The sequence below is a fragment of the Glutamicibacter sp. NPDC055354 genome, from assembly GCF_053644955.1.
In genome coordinates, this window is record NZ_JBSHMB010000001.1 from 232916 (window position 1) to 257737 (window position 24822).

Genomic DNA, 24822 nt, shown 5'->3' on the forward strand with positions numbered 1-24822 from the left:
GATGGCCGACTTCCAGCCGGTGCGCGGCAGCCCGGGCGAATCCTAGGGTTGAGCGCAGAACCAAAGGAGCACACCATGATCGCACTTGAAGCGCTGAGCAAGGACTTCGGCGCCACCCGCGCCGTCAATGCGCTGACCGCCACCATAGAACCCGGGCAGGTGACCGGATTCCTCGGACCCAACGGGGCCGGCAAATCGACCACCATGCGGATGATCCTCGGACTGGACGCGCCCAGCAGCGGGCGGGCACTGGTCAATTCGGTTCCCTACGCGCAGCTGCGCTACCCGCTGCAGGTTATCGGAGCGCACATCTGCGGCACGGCGGGGCACCCGGGGCACACCCCGCGCACCTTCCTCGCGTCCCTGGCGCAAAGCAACCGGATCCCGGCAACCCGGGTGGATGAGGTACTGGCCGACGTCGGGCTGCAGTCCGTGGGCACCCAGCGGATCGGCGGATTCTCGCTGGGCATGCGCCAGCGCCTGGGCATTGCCGCGGCGCTGCTGGGCGATCCGCAGATCCTGGTCCTGGACGAGCCGATGAACGGGCTGGATGCCGAAGGGATCGTCTGGATCAGGCAGCTGCTGCGCGCCCGGGCGGATCGCGGCGGGACCGTCTTCGTCTCCAGCCACCTGATGAGCGAGGTGCAGCAGGTCGCGGACCAGCTGATCCTGATAGGCCGTGGAGAGCTGATCGCCCAAGCCCCCACCAGGGAGCTGATCAGGCAATTCACCCAGCAGGTCATTACGGTGCGCTCGCCGCAGCTCGCGGCGCTCGCCGGACTCCTGCAGCGACCGGGCATCGAGCTGAACGCTGGCGAGGACCGGCTGGAGGTCATCGGCCTGCCGCTGGAAAATGTCGGTGGGCTGGCCTTCGCCCATGGCATCGAGCTGCATGAACTGAGCGTTGCCCACGGATCGCTGGAAAACGCCTACAACCAATTGACGCATGGCATGGTGGAGTACTCCGCCGAATCAGCTAGGGGAGCGGGAAGCAAATGAGCACGCTGCAGATCAAAGAGTCCGCATCCGGATACCCGGGCGCAGGGCTGCTGGCGGCGGCGCGCGCCGAGGCCGCTAAATTCTTCGGGCTGCGGTCGCTGCTCTGGCTTTATGGCTCGGGAATCGCGTTGTCCATCGCCTTGGGGTGGCTGCTGGGTGCCAGCGCGAAAGCCAGTGGGGACAATGGCTTCGACACGGCGATGCCCGCCCCGCTGATGGTCTTCGCAACCCTGCAATTCGGCCAGCTGTTCTTCGCTGCCGCCGCGGCCCTGCACATCACCAGCGAGTACTCCAGCGGCACCATCACCACCTCCTTGCAAGCGGTACCGCGCCGCGGGCTGCTGCTGGCAGCGAAGTCGCTGCTTCTCTCCGGGCTCGGTTTCGCTGCCGGGGTGGCCGTAATCGGCGTGGGCACCGTCCCGGCAGCGCTCAGCGCGGGGCCGTACGGTACCTTCACCTTCTCCGACCTGGTTTCGGCTTGCCTGGGCGCCGGAACCTACCTGGCGCTGCTGAGCTTGATGGTGCTCGGGCTCGGGCTGCTGTGCCGGAACTCGGCCGGGGCGATCGTCTCGGCGATCATGCTGGTGACCGGGCTGCCGCAGATCCTGCAGCTGATTCCCTTCTCATGGGTGCAGACGGTGGCCGACTACCTGCCCAGCAATGCGGCGACGTTCATGGCCACCGGCGCCACCGAACCCTATGGGCCGACGGTGGCGCTGCTGGTGCTGGCAGGCTGGGCCGTGGCCCTGCTCGGAGCCGGATATGTTTCGCTGAAGCGGCGCGACGCCTAGCCGCAGGCAGCGCACAGCGGGGTATCGGGCATGATGCCCGATACCCCGCTGTGCGCACGTGGCTGAAGTTGCTAGGCCTTGGACCGAAGCTGGGCCCGGTCCCGCCATGCGGCGGTGCTCCATAGGGCGAGCGCTACCAGCGCTGGCTGGAAGAAGAGCCGGGCAAGCCGTTTCCCGTCGGTGTCCAGGCCGAACGCGTCGCGTCCCTCCTGCCACTGGGCGAGATTGCCGGGGAATACCGCGACGAAGAAGAGCGCGGCGATCCAGCCCACGGCGACCCGCTTCTTGAGCAGCGCCAGCAGGGAAAGTCCCAGGCCGATTTCGGCGACACCGGAAAGGATGACCGTCAGGTCCGGATCCAGCGGGACGAAGTCCGGGACCTGGGCGCGGAATTCCTCGCGGGCAAAGGTCAGGTGGCTGACCCCGGCGAAGCCCAGGAATGCCCCGAGCGCGATCCGTGCGCCGTGCCGGGCAAATCCCAGGGGCTTCGCCGCCGGGGACCTAGTCATCGCTGACGCTGACCAGGACATCGATGTTGCCGCGGGTGGCATTGGAGTAGGGGCAGACCTGGTGGGCCGCATCGGCCAGTTCCTGGGCCAGTGCGGGTTCCATGCCGGGAATGATGACTTCCAGCTCAACCGAGAGCTTGAACCCGTTCTCGCCGTCGCGGTTCAGGTGGACTCGGCCGCCGACGCTGGAGTCCTCGATCTTGACCTTGCGGCCGCGCGCTACCATATTCAATGCCGAGTGGAAGCAGGCGGCGTAGCCCGCGGCGAACAGCTGTTCCGGGTTGGTGCCGGCTCCCGAGCCGCCCAGTTCTGCCGGGGAGGCCAGGGCCAGATCGAGCTTGCCGTCCGGGGTCTGGACGCGGCCTTCGCGGCCTTGGCCGGTGGACAGGGATTCAGCGGTGTACAGGGTTTCCATGAAACTGCCTTTCGATGAGGGTGAAATCTGGTAGCTATTTTCCGGAGGGTTGGTCCGGAGCGGGGATTTGCTGCATGGAGGCGGTAATGCGGTGCAGGGATGCCAGCAGCGCTTTGGCGCTTTCCATATCCGGCAACCCGGTGCCGCAGGCGATCTGCGCCGGGATATGCGCCAGTTCCTTGCGCAGTGATACGCCAGCGGGGGTCAGGCGGACGTTGACGACGCGGCTGTCCTGGTCATCTCGTTGGCGTTCGATGAAGTCCTTTTGTTCCAGCCGGCGCAGCAGCGGGGACAGGGTCCCGGAGTCCAGCTGGAGCATCTCGCCGATTTCGCGCACCGGCTTATCGCCTTCGGACCACAGTGCAACGAGCACCAGGTACTGGGTGTAAGTCAGCTGCCAAGGGGCGAGCAGCTCGGTATATGCGCGGGTGGTGGCCCGGCTGGCCGAGTAGAGGGAGAAGCACACCATGTCGTCAACTATTGCCATGGAATAATGATTGCACGCAATTCAATTGTGCGCAACTTAAATTATTGATTCGCCAGGCACGGCGTTGCGCGGACCGCAGAACGAGGGCTTGGAATCGGATTTGGAATTGGAGCCGGACCGGCACTGGAATCGGAGGACAGTGACGGGTCGGAGCACTGGCAGGGAGCTTGTCCCGCCGGCTGATGGGGTCATGTTTCGCGCCCTTGCGGTGGCGTCGCTAAGCTGGGAGCCATGAGCATCGGCAACTACCTGGCGAAGGCCGGAGGGCGCATCTGCCCCCGCTTGGCGGTAGTCCGCTCGCTGCTGCTGATCAGTGCGGTGCTTTTCGGCTTGTTCTCGATGCATGTGATGCATCATGGAGCCTCGGCGCAATCCCCGGCCCCGGCCGCGGTCGCGCAGGCGCATCCGGCTCACACCCAGCCCGCGCACCATGCTCCGCCAGCCGATGCGGGCGGCGGGGAGCAGGGCTGCACCGACTGCCCGATGGGCCATGAGATGGCCGCCGCCGGTTGCGTCTTGGCGCTGCTGGCCATGCTGCTGTTCCTGCGGCCGCCGCAGACCGTAGCCGTTCTCCGGACGGTGTTCCCGCGGACCCTTTGCGCGGCAGCGGAACTGCGGGGGATCGCACCGGATAAACCTGATCTGGTTGCGTTGGGGATCTGCCGAACGTGAGAACTTGGCCGGTCGATGCACTGGCCTCCAGCTAGTTCCGGCGCCGCCGCAGGCGGACGCCGCTCATGTTCCAGATCCACCAGGAGAATCACCATGAACAAGCAGACCCTCATCTCCAGCGCCCTCGTACTGGGTGCAACGCTCGCCCTCGCCGGATGCGCAGGGGAACCAGCAAGCACCGAGGCGCCGAGCGCCTCGGCCTCCGGTTCGCATTCCGGGCATTCCATGGACCAGTCCGCGTCGGCCAACGACGCCGATATGGCCTTCGCCGCGGGCATGAAGGTGCACCACGAACAGGCGATCGAGATGTCCGGCATCCTGCTGGGCAAATCCGGGATTCCCGCCGAGGTGGCATCCCTGGCCGAAAGGATCCAGGCTGCGCAAGGCCCGGAGATCGAACGCATGGACCGCTGGCTTTCCGAGTGGAATATGCCCGGCGGGATGGATCACGGGAGCATGGACCACGGCGACGGGATGGTCCCGGAGGAGGGCATCAAGGCGCTGGAAGACGCGACCGGCTCCGACGCTGCCCGGCTCTTTCTCGAGCAGATGATCATGCACCACGAAGGCGCCGTGGAGATGTCCAAGACCGAGATCAGCGAGGGAAGCTACCCGGCGGCCCTCGACCTGGCCCAGCAGATCGTTGATTCCCAGACCAGGGAAATCAATGAGATGAAGCAGCTGCTTGAGACGCTGTAGCCCGGAATTGGAGACAGGAAGGTTGGGAGTGGCCATGTCTGGAATATTTGCCGGCGGCAAGAGCTACCGCGCCCGCATTGCGGCCAGGGGCGCCGGTTCGCTGCTCGCGCTGGCCGTGCTGGCCGGATGCAGCACCGCTGCGGCACCCGTCGCGCAGCCCGAGCCAACGGTGGTTGCAGCCGAGGACACCGGTCAGTTCCTCGCCGAGCTGGGACTGGAAGGACTCGACGCCAAGGCGGCCATCGACCGGCTCGATCGCTTGCCGCAGGAGCAGCGGCCGGAGAACTTCACCGCCATGGTGCAGCCAACGCAACTGGTGCTGGCCGATGCGTCGGGACGCACCGCGAACCTGCCGCTGCCGGAGGGCCAGTACTATCTTTCGGCCGCGCCCTATGTGGACCAGACGCACAGCTGCCATTTCCATAGCCTCACCACCTGCCTTGGGCAGTTGCAAGGCAGGCAGATGGAGGTCAAGGCCGTGAACGCCGAGACCGGCGAGGTGCTGGTGGACCAGGGCATGGAAACCTTCGACAACGGATTCATCGGCCTCTGGGTTCCGCGGGGAATCACGGTGGACCTTGAATTCACCTACCAGGGGAAGAGCGCCAAGACCACGGTGTCCACTGCGGGGCAGTCCAGCGCAACCTGCCTGACGGAGCTGCGGCTGGTCTAGGGCCAGCGGCCGCGGACAGCGCGCAAACGGACTCGGGCCTGCAACCACGAAGGTGGTTGCAGGCCCGAGTCCTGGCGTCGGCAAAGCCTAGTCGTTGGGCTTTGGCGGTGCCTGCTTCATCAGCTCTTCGAATGCCCGGCGTTCCTTGCGCGAGACCGGGATCTGGCCGGTCAACGGGTTGACGACCTGGCCAGCGGCTTCGGCAGGCGCGGGGGCAGCCGCAGGGCTCTTCCTGGCATCCGCGGTCCTCGAGGCCTCCGTGGCCGCGGCTTCTGGCGCAGCGCCCGGAACGATCTTGGCGCTGGCGCTGTCCATCGCCCGGGACAGGACCTGGGTAGCGGTATGCTGCTGCGCCGAATGCTTGCGCGCGCCGCGGGCCTTGGCGTTCTTCTCCTTGCGGGACTCGACCAAGCGGTAGAGCACCGGCACCAGGATCAGGGTGAGCACGGTGGAAGAGACCAGGCCGCCGATCACCACCACGGCCAGCGGCTGGGAGATGAATCCGGACTGGCCGGTCAGGCCCAGGCCCATCGGCACCAGCGCGAAGATGGTAGCCAGGGCGGTCATCAGGATCGGGCGCAGGCGCTGGCGGGCGCCGTGCATGATGGCATCCTCCAGGGACATGGCCGGACGCTCGGCGCTGTCCTGGCGGTACTGGTTGATCAGGTCGATCAGCACAATCGCGTTGGTCACCACGATGCCCACCAGCATCAGCATGCCGATCAGCGAAGGCAAGCCCAGCGGGATCCCCGAGATCAGCAGCAGGCCGATAGCGCCGGTCGCCGCGAAGGGAATCGAGACCAGCAGGATCAGCGGCTGGATCAGCGACTTGAAGGTGGCCACCATGATCACGTAGACAATCGCGATGGCCGCCAGCAGCGCCAGGTACAGCTGGTTGAAGGACTCGGCCTGCTCGGTTGCCGCGCCGCCGATCTCCGCGGTGGCGCCCTCGGGCAGCTGCACCGAGTCCAGGCTCGCGGCGACGTCCTTGGACACCTCTCCGAGCATGTTCTCCACCGGAGCCAGGGTGACCGTAGCGATACGCTCGCCGTTGGAGGTGGTGACCTGCTGGACCACCTTGGCACGCTCAACGGTGGCCAGATCCTGCAGTTCCCTGATGCCGGTGGCGGTAGGGATCTGCAGCTCGCGCAGCTTCGCCAGGCTGTCCAGATCCATCCCCTCGCCGATCTGCACCGTCATGTCGGTGTAGTCCAGGCGCAAGGTGCCTGCCGGAACAGGGGAGACCTGCGAAGCGACCATGCCAGCGAGCTGAGTCTCGGTCAATCCCGCCTCGGCAGCCTTCTGCGCATCGATATCGATGGACACCTGCTCGCGTTCGGCAGAGAGGTTATCGGAGATTTCGGTGACGTTCGCGGTACCTTCCAGTGCTTCGCGCATCGTGGAGGTCGCCTCGCGCAGGATCCCCTCGTCCGGGGCCTTGATCTCGATGGTGACATCGCTGGACATCATGGCCGAGGAGTTCGAGCCGAAGCTCAGGTCCAGGTCCTCGGCCAGGTCCAGGCCTTCCACCTGCTCGCGAACCGTGTTCGTCAGCGCTTCCTGGTCGGCATCGGCATCGGTGATCACGGTGAAGCTTGCGGTATCCGAGCCGGAGGAGAACATGGCAGCCATGCCGCTGGCGGTGCCCACGGTCAGCTGGACATCTTCGATTCCCTCGATATCAGCGAGCCCGGTCTCGATCTTTGCCGCTTGCTTTTCGGTGGTTTCCATGGAGGTGCCCGAAGGCATCTTGGCGGTGATGGAAATGGAGTTCTCGCCGGTGGAGCCCAGCAGGTTGGTGTTCAGCAGCGGGGTCATGGCCACGGTGCCGGCAAGAACCAGCACCGATGCCAGCAAGGTGATGACCGGGTGCTTCTGGGTCCCCTCCAGCACCGGAATGTAGGCACGCTGCAACCACGACTTGTCTTCGGCCACATGCACGGTATGGGTTTCGCCGCTGCCCGGGCGGTGCGGCAGGAACCAGTACGCCAGTACCGGAACAATGGTCAGCGATACCAGCAGCGACGCCAGCAGCGCGATGGTCATGGTCAGCGCGAACGGGCTGAACAGTTCGCCGGCCATGCCGCCCACCAGGGCGATCGGCAAGAAGACCGCCACGGTGGTCAGGGTCGCCGCGGTAATGGCGCCGGCCACTTCCTTGACCGCCAGCAGGATCGACTGAGCCTTGGATTCGCCATGGGACAGGTGGCGCTTGATGTTCTCGATCACCACAATCGAGTCATCCACCACGCGGCCAATGGAAATGGTCAATGCGCCCAAGGTGAGCATGTTCAGCGTGTATCCAAAGGCATTCATCCCGATGAAGGTGGCCATCAGGGACAGCGGGATGGAGATCGCGGTGACCAGGGTGGAGCGTACCGAGAACAGGAACACCAAGATGATGATTACCGCGAAGCCCAGGCCCAGGGCGCCTTCCAGCGCCAGGTGCTTGATCGAGTCCTCGATGAAGGGTGCCTGGTCGAAGATCGTGGTCAAGGTGGCCTTGTGGCCCAGCTCGGACTGCAGGTCGGCAAGCATTGCGGTGACCGCGTGCGAAATGGCTACCGTGTCTCCATCGGGAGTCTTGGTGACCTGGATGGACAGGGTCTCCTCGCCGTTGGTGCGGGTAATGCTGGTGGCCTCATCGGCCTTGACGGAGACCTCGGCGACGTCCTTGAGCAGCACCGGACCGCCATCGGTGACCAGCGGGATCTCCTTGATGGCCTCCAAACTGTCCGGGGTGGAGCCGGCGATGACCGGCAGTTCCAGGCCATCGACGTCCATGTTGCCAATGGGCATGGGGGAGCCGGCGTTCTCGATGCCGTCCTTCAGATCCGTGACGGCCAAGCCGGCATCGCGCATCTGGTCGTCTTTCGGGATCACCGCAATGTGCTGGGAGGCGCCACCGGAGACCGAGGCCTCGCGGACCCCCTCGATCTTCTGCAGCTTGGGCAGGGTCAGGCGCTCCACGTCGTCGTTGAGCGCTTCCAGGGACTGGTCCGAGGAGACGGCCAGGGCCAGGACCGGGAAGTCCGCGATGGAGCCGGCGAAGGCGGTAGGCTCGACATCCTCGGGAAGCTGGGCCTTGGAATTGGCAATGGCCCGTTCCACCTGGGTCCGGGCACGGTCCATGTCCGTGCCGTATTCGAAGGTCAGCGAGATGCGGGTGAAGCCGGTCTGCGAGGTAGCGGTGGAGGATTCCAGGCCCTCAACTGCCTGCAAAGCGGTTTCCAGCGGTTCGGCCACCTGCTCGTCGATCACCTCGGGGCTGGAGCCCATTTGGGTTGCCATGACCGAGATCTGGGGGAATTCCAGGGCGGGGATCAGCTCCTGCTTGAGCGATCCCATGGAAATCACGCCGAAGACGGCGGCGAAAACCGTGATGAGCGCAATGAGCGCCCGGTTTTTCAATGACAAGATGGCCAAGCGCTGCATGCGGGTGTGGTCCTAGCTGTGTCGCAGTGGGAAGGGCTGATCTCAACTTTAGTTGGTTGCCAATGCTCAACAGTCACCGGGAGATGTAAAGCACGCAAAATCATCCCAATGGATTACCCCGAAGCTGCCTGGGGCAGGCCCCGCCCGCACGTGCCAATGCTGCCGATGGCGCGGCGCGCGCAGCGCTGCTGGAGCGCCTGCCCGATTCTAAGGGAAGGCGGTGGCTGGTGGCCGCATGGAGTACTGGGGACATGAGTCTGCAGATGCCGATTGCGGTGCAAGCCACCGCGTAGCAAGGGATCCGGCGGCTAATCAGGATCAGGTACCGCTATTTCAGCTACGCCCTGCGCTACGCCGACGGGCGGGAAGTCTCCGGCCTGGGCTGGGCCGAGGCCGATAAATTGCTGCAAGGGCACCGGTATCCCGCCGATGCCTCGTGCACGCGCCACGGCGCCGAACGCCATTGCCCCGGCCTTGGCGCCGGTGCCTGGGTGGACTACCCCTACGGCGAGCCGCTGGACCGGCCATAGCCCGACCAGTGCCCGGATACGCGAGAACCGCCCACCAATGCTGGTGGGCGGTTCTCGTTGTGCTTGGTGCCTACAGTCCCAGGGACTTGTCGGTGGCTGCCTTGACCTCAGCGTAGAGTGCTGGGTTCTCGTTCAGCTTCTGGCCGTAGGAAGGAATCATGTCCTTGAGCTTCGACTCCCAGCCTGCGAACTGCTTGGGGAAGCAGCGCGAAAGCAGCCCGACCATGATCGGGGTAGCGGTCGAAGCGCCTGGCGAAGCGCCGAGCAGGCCGGAGATCGAGCCGTCCGAGGAGGTGATGACCTCGGTGCCGAACTGCAGCACGCCGCCCTTCTTGGCATCCTTCTTGATGACCTGAACGCGCTGGCCAGCGGTGATCAGCTCCCACTTGGAACCATCTGCATCCGGGAAGTACTCGGCCAGCGCCTCGTCCTTCTTGGAGCGGGACTTGAGAACTTCCTTGATCAGGTAAGTGGTCAGATCCAGGTTGTCCTTGCCGACTGCCAGCATCGGGATGATGTTGTGCGGGCGCAGGGACAAGGGGAGATCCAGCTGGCCGGTGGACTTCAGGAAGTTCATCGAGAAGCCGGCGTAGGGGCCGAACATCAGCGAGCGCTTGCCGTCGACAAAGCGGGTATCCAGGTGCGGTACCGACATTGGAGGAGCGCCCACCGAAGCCTGGCCGTAGACCTTGGCGTGGTGCTGGTTGATGACGGTCTCATCGGTGCAGCGCAGGAACTGACCGGAGACCGGGAAGCCGCCGAAGCCCTTGATCTCGTCGATGCCGGCCTTCTGCAGCAGCGGCAGTGCGCCACCGCCGGCACCGACGAACACGAACTTGGCCTTGACGTTCTTGACTGCGCCCGAAGCGTTGTCCTTGACGCTCAGTTCCCAGCCGGCGCCCGAACGCTTGATGCCCTTGACCTTGTGGCCGTAGTTCACCGAGGCGCCAGCGGCGCCCAGCGAGTCGGTCAGGTCCCGGGTCAGGCGGCCGAAGTCGACATCGGTGCCGGAGACAACGCGGGATGCGGCAACCTTCTGCGAGGCATCGCGGCCCTTGGCCACCAGCGGGGTCCACTGGTTGATGGTGTCCAGGTCGTTGGTGATTTCCAGTTCCTCGAACAACGCATTGGGCTTCAGTGCCTCGTAGCGGGTCTGCAGGTACTTGGAGTGGTCCTCGCCGATGACGAAGGACATATGCGGCAGGGCGTTGATGAAGCTATTGTCGGCAACGCGGTTGTTCTCGACGGCCCACGAGTAGAACTGGCGGGAAACCTGGAACTGCTCGTTGATGCCAATGGCCTTGGCCGGATCGACCGATCCGTCAGCCTTGGCAGCGGTGTAGTTCAGTTCGCACAGTGCCGAGTGGCCGGTACCTGCGTTGTTCCAAGGGGAGGAGGATTCCTGCCCGGCCTTGTCCAGGTTCTCGAAAAGACCAATGGACCAGGTTGGTTCCAGCTGGTTGATCATGGTGCCAAGGGTGGCACTCATGATGCCGGCACCGATTAGTACTACGTCAAAAGATTCGGTTGACGTTTCAGAAGGCACGAGGATCTCCATCGACAGTGATACTTTGCTCTCTCCCAGAGTAGACCTATATCCCCGGGGGTTAGAAATCGTTAACTGGGTTAACGGTCACTAACTTGAGATAGACGGCGAGTTTGCCATCTGCACATCCGCGTAGCACTCGTTGAGCATCGGCGATGGCGGATAGAAGGTGACGTTGCCGTTAAACGCCAGCGCAGAGATCGGAAAGACCAGTGGGAGCGCGGGCAGATCCGCGTTCAGGGTCTTGAGGATATCGGCATAGGCGGCGGTCCGTTCCTCCCCGGAAGGGATGGAACGGGCCAGCATGATCTGTGAGTCAAGTAACGTCGAGGTGTATCCGAACTCATTCTCCTTGGCCGCCAAAATGCCGGAAAGGAAGTCGTCTGCCGAACGGTAGCCGCCGGAGAAGCCCAGCAGGTGCAGTCCCTCGAAGTCCTTGGACTGCACGGTCTGCACGTAGCCGTCGGTCCATGCAATCGGGCGCGGCTTGATGCGGATCCCCACTGCGGCGAGGTCCTCGGCGATCTGCGCGAAAGTGCGTTCAGGCAGCGGCAGGTAGTTGCGCGAAACCTGCAGCGGGTAGGCGAACTCGATCTGTTCGCCCTTGTAACCCAGCTCGGCCAGCAAGGTCTTGGCCTTCGACGCATCGTGGTTCGGCGTATCTTCCGGTGCCGGAATGCTCAAGGCAGAGGGCAAGAGGGTCGAAGCGTGCTTGGACCCTTGCAGGAACAGCTTCTCAGCCAGCGAGCTGCGGTTGACCGCGTGCGCAATGGCCATGCGGAATTCCGGCTTGGCCAGCCACTTATTGCGCTGGTTCATGCCGAGGTAGAGCACGGAGAAGGGATCGCGCTGGACAACCACCTTGGCATTGCGCACCAGCGTGCGCATGATGTCCACCGAGACCATGTCGAAGCCGTCGACTTCATCGGCCAGCAGTGCGCCTTCGCGATTGTAGGGCGAAGGAACAGCAGAGATCAGCGCAACCTCGGGATGCGCGGTGTTATTGGACAGCCGCGGTTGATTCCAATAGTCCTTGAAGATCTCCAGGCGCACCACATTGTTCTCATGGGAAACGAAAGTGTATGGCCCGGTACCCACCGGGTGGGTGGAGAGCGACTCGGCCGGGTTCTGCCCGGGGCCGCCGGTCAACGCGCTGGGCGCGGCGATGGCCATGCCCGGCAAGGTCAGCGCTTCGATCAGCCCTGGCAGCCGGCGGCGCAGGTTCAAGGCGACCAGGTACTTGCCGGTTGCCTTGACGGATTCGAAATAGCTTGCGGAACCGGCTGCGGACTTGCCCTCGAAGAGCTTGGTGTCGAACTTCTTGGTCAGCTCTTCAAGCTGCTTGGTGCGCAGCTGCTGGGTGGCCAGTTCCTCTTCGCTGGCGTCGGCAGCGCTCTTGAACTCTTCTTCGAGTTCCTTGGCGGTTGGAAGCTTGGGGATGTCGCTGTCGAAGTGGAAAACATTGGCAAAGCCCTGGCTGGATGAAGCGCGCAGCTGCGGAGACAAGTTTTCCCAGCGGTTGAAGTTGGCGACAACTGCTTCTGCGGTCAATTCGGTGCCGTCGTGGAAGAGCACGCCTTCGCGCAGGGTGAAGGTGTAGCGCAAGCCATCAGGGCTTTCGGTCCAGGATTCGGCCAGGCCCGCTACGGCGCCACCGGTATCGGGATCGATATCGACCAGCGTCTCGTACACCTGGCGGGTGATCCGGAAGGATTCGTTATCCGCCACGATGGCCGGATCGAGCTTGACCGGGGGAGCGGCTGCTGCCAGGCGCAGGGTCCGGGGAATGCGCGGTGCGCTGGCCGAGGCTGTGGGCGAAGCGGAGGACGCGGGCCCCGAGTTTCCGGTGCAGGCGGTCAGTGCCAGTGCGGTAGTCGCCAAGGTACCGGTCAGCAATGCGCGTCGTGATACGAGTTTCAATGGCAATTCGGGCACTGGGATGACTCATCTTCCTATGGCAGGCGGTACTGCTTCGCGCAGGGAACAAGCAAGTAAATGTGCGCAAAGGTATTTATCAAAGATAGCGCACCACGGCCACGGCTCCGGAAGCCAAAACTCCCGGAGCCGTCAACTGTCGCTAAATTGTTAGCTGCGGTGCACGAGGTTCTCGCCGTCGTTGCCAGCGGCCCAGGCCTGCACCTGCTTCTTGAGCAACTTCACCATGCGCGGGAAGAACGCCTTGGTGTTGCCGCCGTTGTGGGGAATGACCAAGGCATTGGGGTGCTGCCACAATGGGTGATCGGCCGGCAGGGGTTCTGGATCGAATACATCCGATGCCATATTCAAGCGGCCCGAAGCGACTTCTGCCACGATTGCCTCGGTATCCACCACCGGGCCGCGCGCGACGTTGACCACGGTTGCACCGTCGGGAAGCTTAGCCAGCAGATCAGCGTCAACCAGATGATGGGTGGAATCGTTGAGCGGCACGATCAGGATCAGCACTTCGATCTCCGCCGCGCGCGCTGCGAGATCCGAAGTTGCGAAGACCTCGCCATGCTCATCGGTGCGGGCCGTGGAGCCGAAGCGCAGGAGATTGACCTCGAAGGGCTCCAGGCGCTTGCGGATCTCTTCGCCGATGCCGCCCACGCCAACCAATGCCACCGTCCGATCAGCCAAGCCGGGCCACTGCTGGGGATTCCATCGGCCTTGTTGCTGGTCTCGGACCGCGTGCGGGTAGCCGCGCAGGGATGCGATGGCCAGGCCGATGGCCATCTCGGCGGTAGCCGCCGCGTGGACGCCGGCCGCGGTATTGATATTTGCGCGATCGCCAATCAGGTCAACCATTCCGTCGAAGCCGGTGGTCTGGGTCTGGACGATCTTGACGTTCGGTGCCTTGCGGATGTTCTTCAGCGTCTGGGGATTCGACATATAGGGAAGGATGGCAATGTCGATTTCTTCCAGCGCAGTTCCGGGGGTGCTCTCCAGGTCCCAGAGCACAGCTTTGAGGTTTTCCGGGATCGGACCGACCGCATCAATCAGATCTTGTGTCGGGAATGAAATCGTTCGTTGGGTGCTCATGGAAACACTGTACAAACCCCATCCGCGCTTTGGTAGTAACCCCTAGTCATGTCCTGTAATGAAGGTCACCGCAGAATACTGGCCCCCGAATTTGCGCTGAGGGAAATTGCTGGTAAAGTTTTATCTCGTTGCGAAAGCGCGAAGCCCGAAAAGCTTCTAGAACATCGCAGCGGGCGCCTCTAGCTCAATTGGCAGAGCAAATGACTCTTAATCATTAGGTTCCGGGTTCAAGTCCCGGGGGGCGCACGAACAATTTGTTCGGTTCACCAGACAACTTGTTTTCATAAATAAATACGCGCTTTTAGCTCAATTGGTAGAGCAAATGACTCTTAATCATTAGGTTCCGGGTTCGAGTCCCGGAGGGCGCACAAAACAAAGGTCAGGCTCCGGTCTGGCCTTTTTTGTTTGTCCCGGTGGACCAGCCAGCGCTTGACGCGGGAGTACTTTGGCCTGTGGCCCCCAGTAGGCTGGCCCGCGCCGGAGCCGGGAGGGGATTGGGGAAAGGGGGTCCCAGGCCACTGGCAGGAAAGTGGCTAGCTGCGGCTGAACCTTCGGGCGACGCCACGCTGCGGCTTCCTGGAAATCATTGCTGAAGGTGCGCCCGGGGTGCTGTGCGGACCGGAACCGAGGGCGAGTGCTGGCCGCGAGTGGCAAATCCTGGAGTTGCCCCCGCCGTGCCAGGGTGGATAGCGAGGTCCGGACCGGAAAACTATGTGTGTTTTAGATTACTTTCAAGCCGGGCAAATAGTGATATTATGAATCTGACTTGGACATTTATGTTCTCAGGTCGGGTACTGGCCGATTTTTGCTTTTGCACCATTTCTGCCTATGATTGTCTACGTCGCAAAGACGAGTTCTGAAAAAGAACTAGTCAGAGCGAGGAAGCGCTTTTAGCTCAATTGGTAGAGCAAATGACTCTTAATCATTAGGTTCCGGGTTCGAGTCCCGGAGGGCGCACAGTAGATCCGATCTGATTCGTCAGGTCGGATTTTTTGTATACGGCAAAGAAAAGAGGATCAGCTCATGAGTACTTCCGAAAAGACTAACCGTCTGTCCATCGGTGACCAGGCCCCTGATTTCACCTTGCAGGACGCTGCTGGCAAGTCTGTTGCCTTGGCTGATTACCGCGGCAAGAAGACCATCGTGTACTTCTACCCAGCCGCATCCACCCCGGGCTGCACGAAGCAGGCCTGCGATTTCCGCGATTCACTCGAATCCTTGCACTCCCTGGGTTACGCAGTTCTGGGCATTTCCCCGGACAAGACCGCCAAGCTGGAAAAGTTTGTCGCCAAGGAAGAACTGAACTTCCCGCTGCTCTCCGACGAGGACCACGCGGTAGCTGAAGCCTACGGCGCCTGGGGAGAAAAGAAGAACTACGGCAAGGTCTACGAGGGGCTGATCCGCTCCACTATCGTGCTCGATGAAGAGGGCAAAATCGCGCTGGCGCAGTACAACGTTCGCGCCACCGGCCATGTAGCCAAGCTGCGCCGTGACTTGGGCATTGATCCCAAGTAGACCCCTTGTTTGGCTGATTTCATATCAGGCAGAACTTCCGCTACACTAAATGAGGTCGCCTTCGAGGAAACAGTGTTTCCGGTGTAGCGCTAGCGAGTATGGCGGAATTGGTAGACGCGCTGGATTTAGGTTCCAGTGTCTTCGGACGTGAGAGTTCAAGTCTCTCTACTCGCACCAACTGAACCCTGCGGTCTGATTCCATCGACCGCAGGGTTTTTGCATGCATCCGCAGCGGTTGACCAAGCGTATGATCCAAACAAGGCAAGCGGCCGCGATCCGAGGAGGAGGGGCACCATGGCAGCCAAGGAACTGCCCACCATGTATGGACTTTCTGAATCCGATCCTGGCCAGGACCTGATCAAGAGGGCAGGCATCGCTCCTGCCAATCTGGAGCAAATCGACCGCATTATGGCTGAAATGGGCCGGATGCGCCAGATCGAACGCCGCATCATGCGCAGCTCCCAGCAGTTCATGAAGCTGAACGAAACCGATATGCGGGCGATCCGCAAGATGATCTCTGCCAAGCATGCGGGCCAATCCGTCACCCCGGGTGCGCTGAGCCAGTATCTGGGAATTTCCAGCGCGTCGGTCACCAAGATGATTGACCGCTTGGAAGCCCACGGCCATGTGCGACGCACCAGGCATCCAACCGACCGGCGTTCGCAATGCGTCGAGGTTATCGAAGAAACCCATCTGGCAGCACGCGAGCAAGTGGGGCGGCACCATGCCAAGAGATTCGAAGTGGCCAACGCGATGAGCCCCGAGGAACGGGACGTAGTGATCCGGTTCCTTGCCGGGACCTCCGATGCCTTGGAAAGCAGCCTCGATTCAACGGCTGCCTGCGAAGCGGAGTAGTCCCGGGGACGTACCGGATCCTCAGCCAGCCGCCTGCTTTTCCGCGGCGCGCACGATGTTCTTGATGGTGGCCGGGAAGATGGCGCCATGGAACGGGTATACCGCCCACCAGTAGCAGCGTCCGGCCAAGCCCCGCGGGAAGAATACCGCTCGCTGGACCAGTTCGCTTCGCCCGTCAGCTCGCTTGTCGATCCGGTAATCCAGCCATGCTTGGCCCGGGGCGCGCATCTCCGCGCGCAAGCGCAGCAAGCTGTTTTCCTCCAGGGCTTCCACGCGCCACCAATCCACCACATCTCCTAGTGCCAGCGTGCTGTGCGAGCGGCGTCCGCGCCGCGACCCCACGCCGCCTGCCAGTTTGTCCATCAAGCCGCGCAGCTTCCACAGGGCGGGGAAGGCGAAATACGGTGATTCCCCGCCGAGCCGATGCAGCACGCTGAAGAGCTGCGCCTCGGTTGCCGTGGTGCTGATGCGGCGGATGTCGGTGTAGGCCTTGCGCCCTGCCCAATCCGGATCAGAGGGCAGCGGTTCGGCGGGTGCCGAAATCGGCTGGGCGGTAGCCCAACTGGTTTGCACCGCGTCGGCATCCATCTTCTCCAGTGCCAGCTGCACCGCTCGCGGATAATCGCACAAGCCCTGGGCCGGCGGGGCAATCAGCTTGTCGATGTCCCGCGAGCCCATGACGCAATCATGCTGCAGCGACTGCACCAGCGCGGAAGCCAGGGTGTGCGGCAGCGGCGTCACCAGATTCACCCAGTGCGAAGCCAGCCGCGGGGTGAGCAGCGGCAATGGCCAGACTTTCGGCTCGCGCAGGCCGGCCACCTGGGCATAGATCTTCATCAGCTGCGCGTAGCTGTAGGTGCCGGGGCCGCCGATGTCATAGGTTCCCTGCGCGGGCTGCGCCAGTTCGGCGCAGGCCGCCAGGTAGTGCAAGGTGTCGCGGATGGCGATGGGCTGGACCTGGTTCAGTACCCAGCGCGGGGCCGGCATCACCGGCAGCACATCGCTCAGGTGCCGGACCATTTCGAAACTGGCCGAGCCGGAGCCGATCACCAGGCCCGCCTGGAGCACCAGGGTGCTGGCGGCCGCTGACAGGATCTGCCCCACGGCCACGCGCGAGGCCAGGTGCTCGCTGAGTTCGCCTGCAGGATGCAACCCGGAAAGATAGACCAGCTGGCTGACGTCCTGTTCGCGTACGACCTGCGCCATGACCTGCGCGCACGCTTTCTCCTGCGCCGCGAAATCCCGGGTCCCGGACATCGAATGCACCAAGTAGTAGAGCAGGTCCGCGTCCTTGCAGAGCTTGGCCACGGCGTGCTCATCTTGCAGGTCGCCCTCGACGATCTCGACTTGGCCGCGCCACGGGGTATCGCGCAGGCGCTGCGCATCACGGGTGAAAACCCTGACCTGGTGCCCGTTGCGCAAGAGCAGGGGCACCAGGCGTCCGCCGATATATCCGGTCGCTCCGGTCACTGCGATCAAGCTCATGGCGTTCGAACCCCGCGCTTGCGCCACGCGATCACCATGGATCCGAGCAGGAGCATTGCTGCGCAGCCCAGCGCGGAGTACCCGGCCAGTTCGGACTGGTTGCTGCCGGCCAGCCGGCTCACGCCGATCCAGCCCAGCCCCCAGGCCATGGCCAAGGCGGTGAAGATCCTGCCCGAGTAGGCGGTGGTGCCCAGCCCGATGGCCGCTGCGACCACCAGCAGTGCCACTGCCGCTCCTGGTGCCCAGGAGGCGTCCTGGCCAAAGCCCAGGGAGAGCAGCCATGCAGAGGTGTTGGCGATGCTGGCCACGCAGACCCAGCCCAGGTAGATGCCGAAGGTCAGCCACATGATCCAGTATTCGGTGCGCGAAGCCGGGGTGCCTGCCACCATGATGGTCAGCATCCAGGCCAAGCACGCGACGAGGATGAAGATCACCGCGACGCTGGCCCCCAGCCAGCCCAGCTGGACCACGGTAATCCATGCGGCGTTCAGCAATGCGGAAAGCAGCGCGGGAATCCGCAGCTTGGCAGCCCAGGCCGAGCGGCGTCCGGCGGGGGTGAGCTGGAAGATTCCGTAGACGGCCAGCCCGGCGTAGATCACGCTCCAGATGGAGAAGGCCGGACCCGCGGGGGCCAGCAGCGTCGAGTCAGCGCCCAGATAGCCGCCGGCTGCCTGCTGGACCGGAGTTCCGCCCAGGGCCCCGCTTCCGATGAATGAAACGGCAATGGCCAGGACCAGGGCACTCGCCGTGAACACCGGCAGTGCCCAGGATGTTGCTGACGCGGGGGCTCGATAGGGAAAATTCGGGGAATCCGTGGAACTGCTCATCGTGTGCTCCTGATGTCGGTTGAAAATTTTCCCGCTTCGAGTCGACAAAACGAGATAGTTAAACCATGATGTATCTAGAAAAGCTAAATATCAACTACGCGAGAGAAGTTATCATGGATTGTTCACGTCCGCTGATTGCCTCGGAAGTGTTCCGGTTGCTGCTCAAGCTCCAGCGGTCCTATGCACTGAGCGAAGCGCGCCTGCGCCACAGCCTTGACCTGAACGATACAGATTTGCGTGCGGTGAACCTGCTGCGTTCCATGCAAACGCCCAGCTCCGGGGAACTGGCCCGCGAACTGGGAGTGTCATCGGCAGGAATCACCTCGGTCCTGGACCGGCTCGAAGCCCGCGGGATGGTTGAAAGAAGGCACCATGCCGCGGACCGGCGGCGCACCCTGGTGGCCCCGGGGAGCAATTTCCCGGTGTCCACCGGGCCAGGGCAGGTGCTGCTGCGCAAGCTGCACACGTTCTACGCGCAGCTGGACGAACCGTCCCGCAGGAATCTGGGCGCCATGCTCGAAGATGCCCGGCGAGAGCTGGAGACGCGGGACACCGTGAGCAGCGAAGAGAACCAAGCAAACCCCACCACATCCTTTCAGTAGGGAACCATGAGAATGCACACCACCACACACCAGGCCCCGCCGGCCGAAGCGGCTGGCGCGCCAGCCTCAGGCGGGCTCATCGATGCACCCACCCGGCGTGCCATCAGCGATCGGCTGGAACTGCTGGCCACGCAGGCCCAGCGCCGCAGCGCCGCCTACTCCGCGCAGACCGCGCTGCTCTGGTCCCGGATCTCCGAGCGGCTGGCTACCGGCAAGCTGATGCGACCGGGGCTGGTAATGCTCGGCTACCGGGCCTTCGGCGGCCGCAATGAGGCCCGCGCCATCGACCTGGGCTGCGCCTTCGAGCTGCTGCACGCCGCCTTGCTGATCCACGACGACGTGGTGGACCGCGACTTCGTGCGCCGCGGGGAAAAGACCATCTCGGCGCTCTACCGCGACCACGCCATCGCCAGCGGCCGGAACCGGGCCGACGCCGAGCATGCGGGCAATTCCGTGGGCATCATCGCCGGGGACCTGCTGATCAGCGAAGCGATCAAGCTCGCGGCCAGCGCCGCGGCCGGAAGCGACAGCGAAGCCGGGGTCCAGCAGGCCTTCTTCCAAGCCATCGAGCAGGCAGGGGCCGGAGAGCTCGAGGACCTGCTCTACTCGCTGGCCCCGGCTCCAGCCACCACCAGCCAGGTGCTGCGCATGGAACAGATGAAAACCGCGGCCTACTCCTTCCAGCTGCCGCTGCAGGCCGGAGCGCTGCTGGCCGGGGCGCACCCCGGCCAGGCCGAGGCCATCGGCGCGGTGGGCTGCCAGCTCGGGGTGGCCTACCAGATCATCGATGATGTGCTGGGCACCTTCGGGGACCCGGCACGCACCGGCAAGCCGGTGGAATCGGACTTGCGCGAATTCAAGAGCACCATCTTGCTGGCCCTGGCCAGCGAGCAACCCGAATTCGCCAAGCTGCTGGGCGGATTCCGCGAAGGAACAGTGGATGCCGGCCGGATCCGCCAGGAACTGGCCGCGCAGGGGGCCGAGCGCTTCGCCCGACAGCTGGCCCAGCAACTCTGCTCGCGGGCCACCGGCTCCGCGGCCTTCCTGGACCTGCCCGAAGAAGCCCGGACGCTGCTGCGCGAGTGCACCGGCCTGATCCTGGATCGAAGCAGCTGAACGCCATGAAACCCTACAATTCCCCTCACAGCACCGCAGGCACCGCCGCCTTGGAGCACTATTCGCGCACCGCCCAGCGCAGCGCCAGGGTGGTACTGGGCGAATACTCCACCTCGTTCTCGCTGGCCTGCAAGCTGCTGGATGCCGCCAGCGCCAGGCACATCGCCAATATCTACGCGCTGGTGCGCCTGGCCGATGAAATCGTGGACGGGGTGGCCTGCCAGGCCGGCCTGGACAACCAGGCCATCGCCGCCTGCCTGGACGAGCTGGAAGCAGAAACCCTGCGCGCCATGGAACGCGGGTACAGCACCAACATGGTGGTCCACGCTTTCACTATTTCCGCCCGGGCCACCGGCATCCACGCCGAGCTCACCGCCCCGTTCTTCGCCTCAATGCGCGCGGACCTGGGCACCGGGCAGCATGATGCGCGCAGCTTGCAGGACTACATCTACGGCTCGGCCGAAGTCATCGGGCTGATGTGCCTGCAGGTCTTCCAGGCGATGCCCGCCGCGCCGGACTTGACCCCTGCCCAGGCGCAGCGCGCCAAGCACGCCGCCCGCAGCCTGGGCGCGGCCTTCCAGAAGGTCAACTTCCTGCGCGACCTGGCGGAAGACAGCGAAGATTTGGGACGCAGCTACTTTCCCGGCCTGGACCCGGCAGGATTCGATGAGCCAAGCAAGGCGAAGCTGGTTGCGCAGATCGAGCAGGACCTGGCCCAGGCCCGTGCCGGCCTGCCCTACCTGGCCCCGTCCGCTGCCCGGGCGGTGCGCCTGGCCCATGACCTGTTCCGCGAACTGAACTCCCAGCTGGACAAGGCCCCGGCCTCCCAGCTGCTGCGCACCCGCATCTCGGTCTCCGCCCCGCGCAAGGCGCTGATCGCCGCCCGCGTGCTGCTGGGCACCCGGGGCACCACCGGCCGCAAGCCAAGAATGGAAGTAGCAAGCAGATGAACCACGCACAAAGAGAAGTCGTAGTCATCGGGGGCGGATTCTCCGGCCTGGCCAGCGCCGGGTTGCTCGCCGCCCGAGGCTGCAAGGTCACCTTGATCGAGCAGCAGCCGCACCCAGGCGGTCGCTCCGGGCGCCTGGAGCGCGACGGGTTCCGCTTCGACACCGGCCCCTCCTGGTACCTGATGCCCGAGGTCTTCGAGCACTGGTTCAAGCTCATGGGCACCAGCGCCAGCGAACAGCTGGAGTTGCGCGAACTGTCCACCGGCTACCGCACCTTCTTCCAGGACCGCGAAGAACCGGTGGATGTCGGAACCGGCGCTGCGGTCAGCGGACTCTTCGAAGCCCTGGAACCGGGCAGCGGCCCAGCCTTGGAACGGTACCTGCGCACCGCGAAGGAGGGTTATGAATTGGCCTTGGAGCATTTCCTCTATGACGATTTCAGTTCGCTCACCTCCCTGCTGCATCCGCGGATCCTGCGCCGGACCCCGCAACTGGCCCAGCTGCTGGCCTCCAGCCTGGAAAGCCATGTGGCCCGGCGCTTTTCGAGCAACGAGATCCGCCAGCTGCTCGGATACCCGGCGGTGTTCCTGGGCTCCAGCCCGAGCCGCACCCCTGCGCTCTACCAGCTGATGAGCCACTTGGACCTCACCGACGGGGTGAAATACCCGATGGGAGGCTTCGCTGCGGTGGCCGATGCCATGGCTGAACTGGCCCGGAAACACGGCGCGGCCATCCATTTGGGCGCCACCGCAACGGCCATAGAAACCAGCACAGGAAAAAATCCCCGGGTCAGCGCGGTGCGCTGGATCGACGCGCACGGCAGGCAGCAGCGCACCCCGGCGACCCAGGTGATCGCAGCCGCCGATGTGCGCCACCTGGAAGGCCATTTGCTGCCCGAGGAGCTGCAGACCCACACCGCCAAGAGCTTCCAGCGCAAAGACCCTGGCCCCAGCGCGGTGCTGCTCTGCCTGGGCATCAGCGGTAAGCTGCCGCAGCTGGAGCACCACAACTTGCTGTTCACCACCGACTGGAAAGAGAATTTCTCGCGGATTCGCCAAGGGCGGATGCTGGAGGCGGAAACCAGCATCTATGTCTGCAAGCCCAGTGCCACCGACCCCTCGGTGGCCCCGGAGGGCTGCGAGAACCTGTTCATCCTGGTTCCGGCTCCTGCCATGCCCGAATGGGGGATCGGAGCAGCCGATGGGGCAGGAGATGCGGCGGTGGAAGCGGTGGCCGACGCGGCCATCGACCAGCTGGCCGCATGGGCTGGCATCAAGGACCTTCGCGAGCGGATCGTGGTGCGCCAGAGCATCGGCCCGGGGGACTTCCTCCAGCAGTACGGCGCCTTCAAAGGCGGTGCGCTGGGCCTGGCCCATACCCTGGGGCAAAGCGCCATGCTGCGTCCGGGCAACCGCAGCGCCAAGGTGGGCGGGCTGCACTATGCCGGCAGCACCGTGCGCCCCGGAATCGGCGTGCCGATGTGCCTGATCAGTGGGGAACTGGCTGCCAAAGCGGTGCTCGGGATCAAGGCCGCGGGGCCCATGGACGAAAACTTCGCGGCCACGGTGCGTCAGGAGGCAGGAGCATGATCTACCTGGGCATCTTGCTGGTACTCCTGGTCTGCATGGGGCTGCTGGACGCGAAGGGAAAGCTCTTCATCTTCCGCCACCCGGTGCGCGGGCTCCTGTGCCTGGGGCTGGGCACCGGATTCTTCGTGCTCTGGGATGTGCTGGCCATCAGGCAGGGCATCTTCCTGCACAAGGAATCGGAGCTCATGACCGGAATCATGGTGGGCGAGCAGTTCCCTGTGGAAGAAGTCTTCTTCCTGGTCTTCTTGTGCTATTGCGCCATGATTGCCTTCACCGGACTGCCGGTGCTGGCCAGCATGCTGCGCAACCGGAACCAGAAAGCACCCAAGCGCACGTTAGGGGAGAACCATGTTCCTTGAATTGAGCCTCTGCTTCCTTCTTGCGGCCATGGCCGTCTTTGCCGCCGGGCTGGCTGCCAGCAAGCAGCGCCTGCGCTCGGTGGCCAAGCCGCTGGGCGCCGCCATGGCCCTGATGCTCGTGCTCACCGCGATCTTCGACAACCTGATGATCTACGCCGGACTGTTCGGCTACGGCAGCGACACGCTGTCCGGGGTGCATCTGGGCCTGGCCCCGATTGAAGACTTCTTCTACGCCGCCTGCGCGGTCTTCCTGCTCCCCGGGCTGTGGTGGCTGCTCGGTGCCCGCAGCCACAGAAAGGACGCTTCATGATCCGCGGAATCGTATTGAGCTCACGCCCCATCTCCTGGGTGAATACCGCCTACCCGTTTGCCGCCGCCTATCTGCTGGCCGGCGGCGGGATCGATTGGTGCTTGGTCCTGGGCACGGTGTTCTTCCTCTTCCCCTACAACCTGCTGATGTACGGCGTGAACGATGTCTTCGACTACGAGTCGGACCTGCGCAATCCGCGCAAGGGAGGAATCGAGGGGGCGCTGCTGTCCAGGCAGAGCCATAAGTCGCTGCTCATCGCCTGCGTCCTGTGCGCCGCGCCGTTCCTCGCGGTGCTCGTGGCGGCCGGGGATGGCGCAGCCAACCTCGTTCTGGCCGTGTCGATCCTTGCGGTGCTGGCCTACTCCGCACCGCGGCTGCGTTTCAAGGAAAGGCCCGGGCTGGACTCGCTGACCAGCGCAGTGCACTTCGTCTCCCCGGCGGTCTACGGGTGGGTGCTGGCTGGCGCCAGCGTGCAGGCCGAGCAGTGGCTGGTCTTCGGCGCGTTCCTGCTCTGGGGGATGGCCAGCCATGCCCTGGGCGCAATCCAGGATATTGTTCCCGATCGCCAAGGCGGGCTGTCCTCGATCGCCACCGCCTTGTCGGCCCGCACGACCATCTACTTGGTCTTGGCTGCCTACCTGCTGGCCGGAGTGCTCGTGGCGGTGGGCCTTTCGGGGATTGGCCGCTGGGCGGCGGTGCTGGCCCTTCCCTATGTGCTCAACGTCCTACCCCATCTTCGAATCAGCGATGCAAGCTCGGGTACGGTTAATCGAGGATGGAAGAGATTCTTGTGGATCAACTACCTGTGCGGTTTCCTGCTGACCATGCTCCTGATCTTTTCGGCACTTTTCACCTACTAGACCCGGATGGGGATTCAAGGATTTCAATGGACGTCATTTTGCTTTCGGATCAAGGCCAGCCTATTGGCACGCACCCGAAAGAATTGGTTCACACCACGGATACCGTGCTGCACCAGGCATTCTCCTGCCACGTGCAGAATCAAGCCGGCCAGGTGCTGGTGACGCGTCGCGCCCTGTCCAAGGTGACCTGGCCAGGGGTCTGGACGAACTCCTTCTGCGGGCATCCCCAGCCCGGCGAGAGCTTCGAAGAAGCCATTACGCGCCACGCGGCCCATGAGCTCGGCCTCAAGGTCAGCCGCATCGAATCGGCGCTGCCGGACTTCCGCTATCGCGCCGTGGATGCCTCGGGCATTGTGGAAAACGAAATCTGCCCGGTCTTCACCGCGATAATCGGCAGCGAGATCTCTGCGAACCCGGACGAAGTCATGGACTACTGCTGGGTGGATCCGGCACAACTCGGTGAAGCCCTGCGCGCCACCCCGTGGGCCTTCAGCCCGTGGCTGGTGATGCAGGCTGCAGGGATGTCCCTGTACCAGACCAAGCAAGGCTGATTCCGGGCCCGCCGCAGGTGTGGAATCCG

Annotated in this window: 25 protein-coding genes, 4 tRNA genes and 1 pseudogene; 20 read left to right on the plus strand and 10 right to left on the minus strand. The window is 63.9% G+C overall.

The annotated features are described in order from the left end of the window. Positions 1 to 75: 75 nt before the first annotated feature. Both ACWICV_RS01090 and ACWICV_RS01095 read left to right on the plus strand, forming a co-directional pair. Positions 76 to 999: an ATP-binding cassette domain-containing protein gene (locus tag ACWICV_RS01090; protein WP_402473849.1), complete on the plus strand. Its 924-nt coding sequence runs from the start codon at positions 76 to 78 to the stop codon at positions 997 to 999. Further along, positions 996 to 1790, plus strand: coding sequence for a hypothetical protein (locus ACWICV_RS01095; RefSeq protein ID WP_454090898.1), 795 nt, complete (start codon positions 996 to 998; stop codon positions 1788 to 1790). The genes ACWICV_RS01090 and ACWICV_RS01095 overlap by 4 nt, the downstream gene beginning before the upstream one ends. Before the next feature lie 71 nt (positions 1791 to 1861). On the opposite strand, the gene ACWICV_RS01100 is transcribed toward ACWICV_RS01095, so the two are convergent. Genes ACWICV_RS01100 through ACWICV_RS01110 form a run of 3 tightly spaced genes read right to left on the minus strand, consistent with a single transcriptional unit; the run spans position 1862 to position 3201 of the window. Beyond that, entirely contained in the window at positions 1862 to 2299 is a 438-nt protein-coding gene (locus ACWICV_RS01100) for a DoxX family protein (protein ID WP_454090897.1), read from the minus strand. Then, the gene (locus tag ACWICV_RS01105) at positions 2292 to 2714 is read right to left on the minus strand and encodes an organic hydroperoxide resistance protein (protein WP_105658061.1); all 423 of its coding nucleotides are present in this window, start codon (positions 2712 to 2714) and stop codon (positions 2292 to 2294) included. The genes ACWICV_RS01100 and ACWICV_RS01105 overlap by 8 nt, the downstream gene beginning before the upstream one ends. Before the next feature lie 34 nt (positions 2715 to 2748). Then, positions 2749 to 3201, minus strand: a complete 453-nt coding sequence (locus ACWICV_RS01110) for a MarR family winged helix-turn-helix transcriptional regulator (RefSeq protein ID WP_181148888.1) — start codon at positions 3199 to 3201, stop codon at positions 2749 to 2751. Between the two features lie 231 nt (positions 3202 to 3432). Between ACWICV_RS01110 and ACWICV_RS01115 the strand changes: the two genes are divergently transcribed. The 3 genes from ACWICV_RS01115 to ACWICV_RS01125 all read left to right on the plus strand — a co-directional run bounded on the left by ACWICV_RS01115 (position 3433) and on the right by ACWICV_RS01125 (position 5245). After that, positions 3433 to 3873, plus strand: a complete 441-nt coding sequence (locus ACWICV_RS01115) for a DUF6153 family protein (protein ID WP_454090896.1) — start codon at positions 3433 to 3435, stop codon at positions 3871 to 3873. Between the two features lie 93 nt (positions 3874 to 3966). Continuing rightward, on the plus strand, positions 3967 to 4572 hold the full coding sequence (locus ACWICV_RS01120) for a DUF305 domain-containing protein (protein WP_332595250.1): 606 nt from the start codon (positions 3967 to 3969) through the stop codon (positions 4570 to 4572). A gap of 34 nt (positions 4573 to 4606) precedes the next feature. After that, a complete protein-coding gene (locus ACWICV_RS01125) occupies positions 4607 to 5245 on the plus strand; it encodes a CueP family metal-binding protein (protein WP_454090895.1) in 639 nt (212 codons plus the stop codon). 87 nt (positions 5246 to 5332) lie between these two features. Here ACWICV_RS01125 and ACWICV_RS01130 read toward each other — a convergent pair whose 3' ends face one another. The 5 genes from ACWICV_RS01130 to ACWICV_RS01150 form a co-directional block, all read right to left on the minus strand. Next, positions 5333 to 8680 carry an efflux RND transporter permease subunit gene (locus ACWICV_RS01130; RefSeq protein WP_454090894.1) on the minus strand — a complete coding sequence of 1116 codons (3348 nt, stop codon included), beginning with the start codon at positions 8678 to 8680 and terminating at the stop codon, positions 5333 to 5335. A gap of 308 nt (positions 8681 to 8988) precedes the next feature. Next, positions 8989 to 9144, minus strand: coding sequence for a hypothetical protein (locus tag ACWICV_RS01135; protein WP_454090893.1), 156 nt, complete (start codon positions 9142 to 9144; stop codon positions 8989 to 8991). 136 nt (positions 9145 to 9280) lie between these two features. Continuing rightward, the gene (locus ACWICV_RS01140) at positions 9281 to 10774 is read right to left on the minus strand and encodes a malate:quinone oxidoreductase (protein WP_400290994.1); all 1494 of its coding nucleotides are present in this window, start codon (positions 10772 to 10774) and stop codon (positions 9281 to 9283) included. A 72-nt stretch (positions 10775 to 10846) separates the two neighbouring features. Continuing rightward, positions 10847 to 12691: an ABC transporter substrate-binding protein gene (locus ACWICV_RS01145; RefSeq protein WP_454090892.1), complete on the minus strand. Its 1845-nt coding sequence runs from the start codon at positions 12689 to 12691 to the stop codon at positions 10847 to 10849. Between the two features lie 150 nt (positions 12692 to 12841). Continuing rightward, complete coding sequence (locus tag ACWICV_RS01150; RefSeq protein ID WP_332503923.1) at positions 12842 to 13774, minus strand: 2-hydroxyacid dehydrogenase; 933 nt, start codon at positions 13772 to 13774, stop codon at positions 12842 to 12844. Between the two features lie 173 nt (positions 13775 to 13947). On the opposite strand from ACWICV_RS01150, the gene ACWICV_RS01155 reads away from it, so the two are divergent. The 6 genes from ACWICV_RS01155 (at position 13948) to ACWICV_RS01180 (ending at position 16144) form a co-directional block, all read left to right on the plus strand. Then, a tRNA-Lys gene (locus ACWICV_RS01155) sits at positions 13948 to 14020 on the plus strand. Positions 14021 to 14069: 49 nt separating this feature from the next. After that, positions 14070 to 14142: transfer RNA gene (locus ACWICV_RS01160), tRNA-Lys, on the plus strand. Positions 14143 to 14658: 516 nt separating this feature from the next. Then, positions 14659 to 14731, plus strand: a tRNA-Lys gene (locus ACWICV_RS01165). A 66-nt stretch (positions 14732 to 14797) separates the two neighbouring features. Continuing rightward, complete coding sequence (gene bcp / locus ACWICV_RS01170) at positions 14798 to 15289, plus strand: thioredoxin-dependent thiol peroxidase (RefSeq protein WP_332595358.1); 492 nt, start codon at positions 14798 to 14800, stop codon at positions 15287 to 15289. A 92-nt stretch (positions 15290 to 15381) separates the two neighbouring features. Further along, a tRNA-Leu gene (locus ACWICV_RS01175) sits at positions 15382 to 15466 on the plus strand. 117 nt (positions 15467 to 15583) lie between these two features. Further along, positions 15584 to 16144, plus strand: coding sequence for a MarR family winged helix-turn-helix transcriptional regulator (locus ACWICV_RS01180; protein ID WP_332727839.1), 561 nt, complete (start codon positions 15584 to 15586; stop codon positions 16142 to 16144). Between the two features lie 21 nt (positions 16145 to 16165). Here the strand turns inward: ACWICV_RS01180 and ACWICV_RS01185 are convergent, their stop codons facing one another. Both ACWICV_RS01185 and ACWICV_RS01190 read right to left on the minus strand, forming a co-directional pair. After that, the gene (locus ACWICV_RS01185) at positions 16166 to 17629 is read right to left on the minus strand and encodes an SDR family oxidoreductase (RefSeq protein ID WP_400290927.1); all 1464 of its coding nucleotides are present in this window, start codon (positions 17627 to 17629) and stop codon (positions 16166 to 16168) included. Next, positions 17626 to 18456 carry a tryptophan-rich sensory protein gene (locus ACWICV_RS01190; protein WP_454090891.1) on the minus strand — a complete coding sequence of 277 codons (831 nt, stop codon included), beginning with the start codon at positions 18454 to 18456 and terminating at the stop codon, positions 17626 to 17628. The genes ACWICV_RS01185 and ACWICV_RS01190 overlap by 4 nt, the downstream gene beginning before the upstream one ends. Positions 18457 to 18569: 113 nt before the next feature. Between ACWICV_RS01190 and ACWICV_RS01195 the strand changes: the two genes are divergently transcribed. The 9 genes and pseudogenes from ACWICV_RS01195 (at position 18570) to idi (ending at position 24793) form a co-directional block, all read left to right on the plus strand. Then, positions 18570 to 19058: a MarR family winged helix-turn-helix transcriptional regulator gene (locus tag ACWICV_RS01195; protein ID WP_454090890.1), complete on the plus strand. Its 489-nt coding sequence runs from the start codon at positions 18570 to 18572 to the stop codon at positions 19056 to 19058. Between the two features lie 12 nt (positions 19059 to 19070). Continuing rightward, entirely contained in the window at positions 19071 to 20174 is a 1104-nt protein-coding gene (locus ACWICV_RS01200; RefSeq protein ID WP_454090889.1) for a polyprenyl synthetase family protein, read from the plus strand. A 5-nt stretch (positions 20175 to 20179) separates the two neighbouring features. After that, complete coding sequence (locus ACWICV_RS01205) at positions 20180 to 21124, plus strand: phytoene/squalene synthase family protein (protein ID WP_332595353.1); 945 nt, start codon at positions 20180 to 20182, stop codon at positions 21122 to 21124. After that, positions 21115 to 21183: pseudogene (locus tag ACWICV_RS01210) on the plus strand (hypothetical protein); the annotation flags it as partial. The gene ACWICV_RS01205 and the pseudogene ACWICV_RS01210, both read left to right, overlap by 10 nt. A 3-nt stretch (positions 21184 to 21186) precedes the next feature. Further along, a complete protein-coding gene (crtI, locus tag ACWICV_RS01215) occupies positions 21187 to 22713 on the plus strand; it encodes a phytoene desaturase family protein (protein WP_454090978.1) in 1527 nt (508 codons plus the stop codon). Continuing rightward, positions 22710 to 23072 carry a lycopene cyclase domain-containing protein gene (locus ACWICV_RS01220; protein WP_454090888.1) on the plus strand — a complete coding sequence of 121 codons (363 nt, stop codon included), beginning with the start codon at positions 22710 to 22712 and terminating at the stop codon, positions 23070 to 23072. The genes crtI and ACWICV_RS01220 overlap by 4 nt, the downstream gene beginning before the upstream one ends. Beyond that, entirely contained in the window at positions 23062 to 23382 is a 321-nt protein-coding gene (locus tag ACWICV_RS01225) for a lycopene cyclase domain-containing protein (protein ID WP_454090887.1), read from the plus strand. The genes ACWICV_RS01220 and ACWICV_RS01225 overlap by 11 nt, the downstream gene beginning before the upstream one ends. Next, positions 23379 to 24242, plus strand: coding sequence for a prenyltransferase (locus tag ACWICV_RS01230; protein WP_454090886.1), 864 nt, complete (start codon positions 23379 to 23381; stop codon positions 24240 to 24242). Before ACWICV_RS01225 ends, ACWICV_RS01230 begins: the two co-directional genes overlap by 4 nt. A gap of 26 nt (positions 24243 to 24268) precedes the next feature. After that, the gene (idi, locus tag ACWICV_RS01235; RefSeq protein WP_454090885.1) at positions 24269 to 24793 is read left to right on the plus strand and encodes an isopentenyl-diphosphate Delta-isomerase; all 525 of its coding nucleotides are present in this window, start codon (positions 24269 to 24271) and stop codon (positions 24791 to 24793) included. The last annotated feature ends 29 nt before the right edge of the window (positions 24794 to 24822 follow it).

Excerpts from the sequence above, each read along its gene's own strand:
- ACWICV_RS01135 (WP_454090893.1), bottom strand. The coding sequence starts at position 9,144 with ATGGCGTTCGGCGCCGTGGCGCGTGCACGAGGCATCGGCGGGATACCG.
- ACWICV_RS01120 (WP_332595250.1), top strand. The coding sequence starts at position 3,967 with ATGAACAAGCAGACCCTCATCTCCAGCGCCCTCGTACTGGGTGCAACG.
- ACWICV_RS01230 (WP_454090886.1), top strand. The coding sequence starts at position 23,379 with ATGATCCGCGGAATCGTATTGAGCTCACGCCCCATCTCCTGGGTGAAT.
- ACWICV_RS01185 (WP_400290927.1), bottom strand. The coding sequence starts at position 17,629 with ATGAGCTTGATCGCAGTGACCGGAGCGACCGGATATATCGGCGGACGC.
- bcp (WP_332595358.1), top strand. The coding sequence starts at position 14,798 with ATGAGTACTTCCGAAAAGACTAACCGTCTGTCCATCGGTGACCAGGCC.
- ACWICV_RS01150 (WP_332503923.1), bottom strand. The coding sequence starts at position 13,774 with ATGAGCACCCAACGAACGATTTCATTCCCGACACAAGATCTGATTGAT.
- ACWICV_RS01125 (WP_454090895.1), top strand. The coding sequence starts at position 4,607 with ATGTCTGGAATATTTGCCGGCGGCAAGAGCTACCGCGCCCGCATTGCG.
- ACWICV_RS01220 (WP_454090888.1), top strand. The coding sequence starts at position 22,710 with ATGATCTACCTGGGCATCTTGCTGGTACTCCTGGTCTGCATGGGGCTG.
- ACWICV_RS01225 (WP_454090887.1), top strand. The coding sequence starts at position 23,062 with ATGTTCCTTGAATTGAGCCTCTGCTTCCTTCTTGCGGCCATGGCCGTC.
- ACWICV_RS01090 (WP_402473849.1), top strand. The coding sequence starts at position 76 with ATGATCGCACTTGAAGCGCTGAGCAAGGACTTCGGCGCCACCCGCGCC.
- ACWICV_RS01180 (WP_332727839.1), top strand. The coding sequence starts at position 15,584 with ATGGCAGCCAAGGAACTGCCCACCATGTATGGACTTTCTGAATCCGAT.
- ACWICV_RS01190 (WP_454090891.1), bottom strand. The coding sequence starts at position 18,456 with ATGAGCAGTTCCACGGATTCCCCGAATTTTCCCTATCGAGCCCCCGCG.
- ACWICV_RS01200 (WP_454090889.1), top strand. The coding sequence starts at position 19,071 with ATGCACACCACCACACACCAGGCCCCGCCGGCCGAAGCGGCTGGCGCG.
- ACWICV_RS01095 (WP_454090898.1), top strand. The coding sequence starts at position 996 with ATGAGCACGCTGCAGATCAAAGAGTCCGCATCCGGATACCCGGGCGCA.
- ACWICV_RS01130 (WP_454090894.1), bottom strand. The coding sequence starts at position 8,680 with ATGCAGCGCTTGGCCATCTTGTCATTGAAAAACCGGGCGCTCATTGCG.
- ACWICV_RS01115 (WP_454090896.1), top strand. The coding sequence starts at position 3,433 with ATGAGCATCGGCAACTACCTGGCGAAGGCCGGAGGGCGCATCTGCCCC.
- ACWICV_RS01205 (WP_332595353.1), top strand. The coding sequence starts at position 20,180 with ATGAAACCCTACAATTCCCCTCACAGCACCGCAGGCACCGCCGCCTTG.
- ACWICV_RS01110 (WP_181148888.1), bottom strand. The coding sequence starts at position 3,201 with ATGGCAATAGTTGACGACATGGTGTGCTTCTCCCTCTACTCGGCCAGC.
- ACWICV_RS01195 (WP_454090890.1), top strand. The coding sequence starts at position 18,570 with ATGGATTGTTCACGTCCGCTGATTGCCTCGGAAGTGTTCCGGTTGCTG.
- idi (WP_454090885.1), top strand. The coding sequence starts at position 24,269 with ATGGACGTCATTTTGCTTTCGGATCAAGGCCAGCCTATTGGCACGCAC.
- ACWICV_RS01100 (WP_454090897.1), bottom strand. The coding sequence starts at position 2,299 with ATGACTAGGTCCCCGGCGGCGAAGCCCCTGGGATTTGCCCGGCACGGC.
- ACWICV_RS01105 (WP_105658061.1), bottom strand. The coding sequence starts at position 2,714 with ATGGAAACCCTGTACACCGCTGAATCCCTGTCCACCGGCCAAGGCCGC.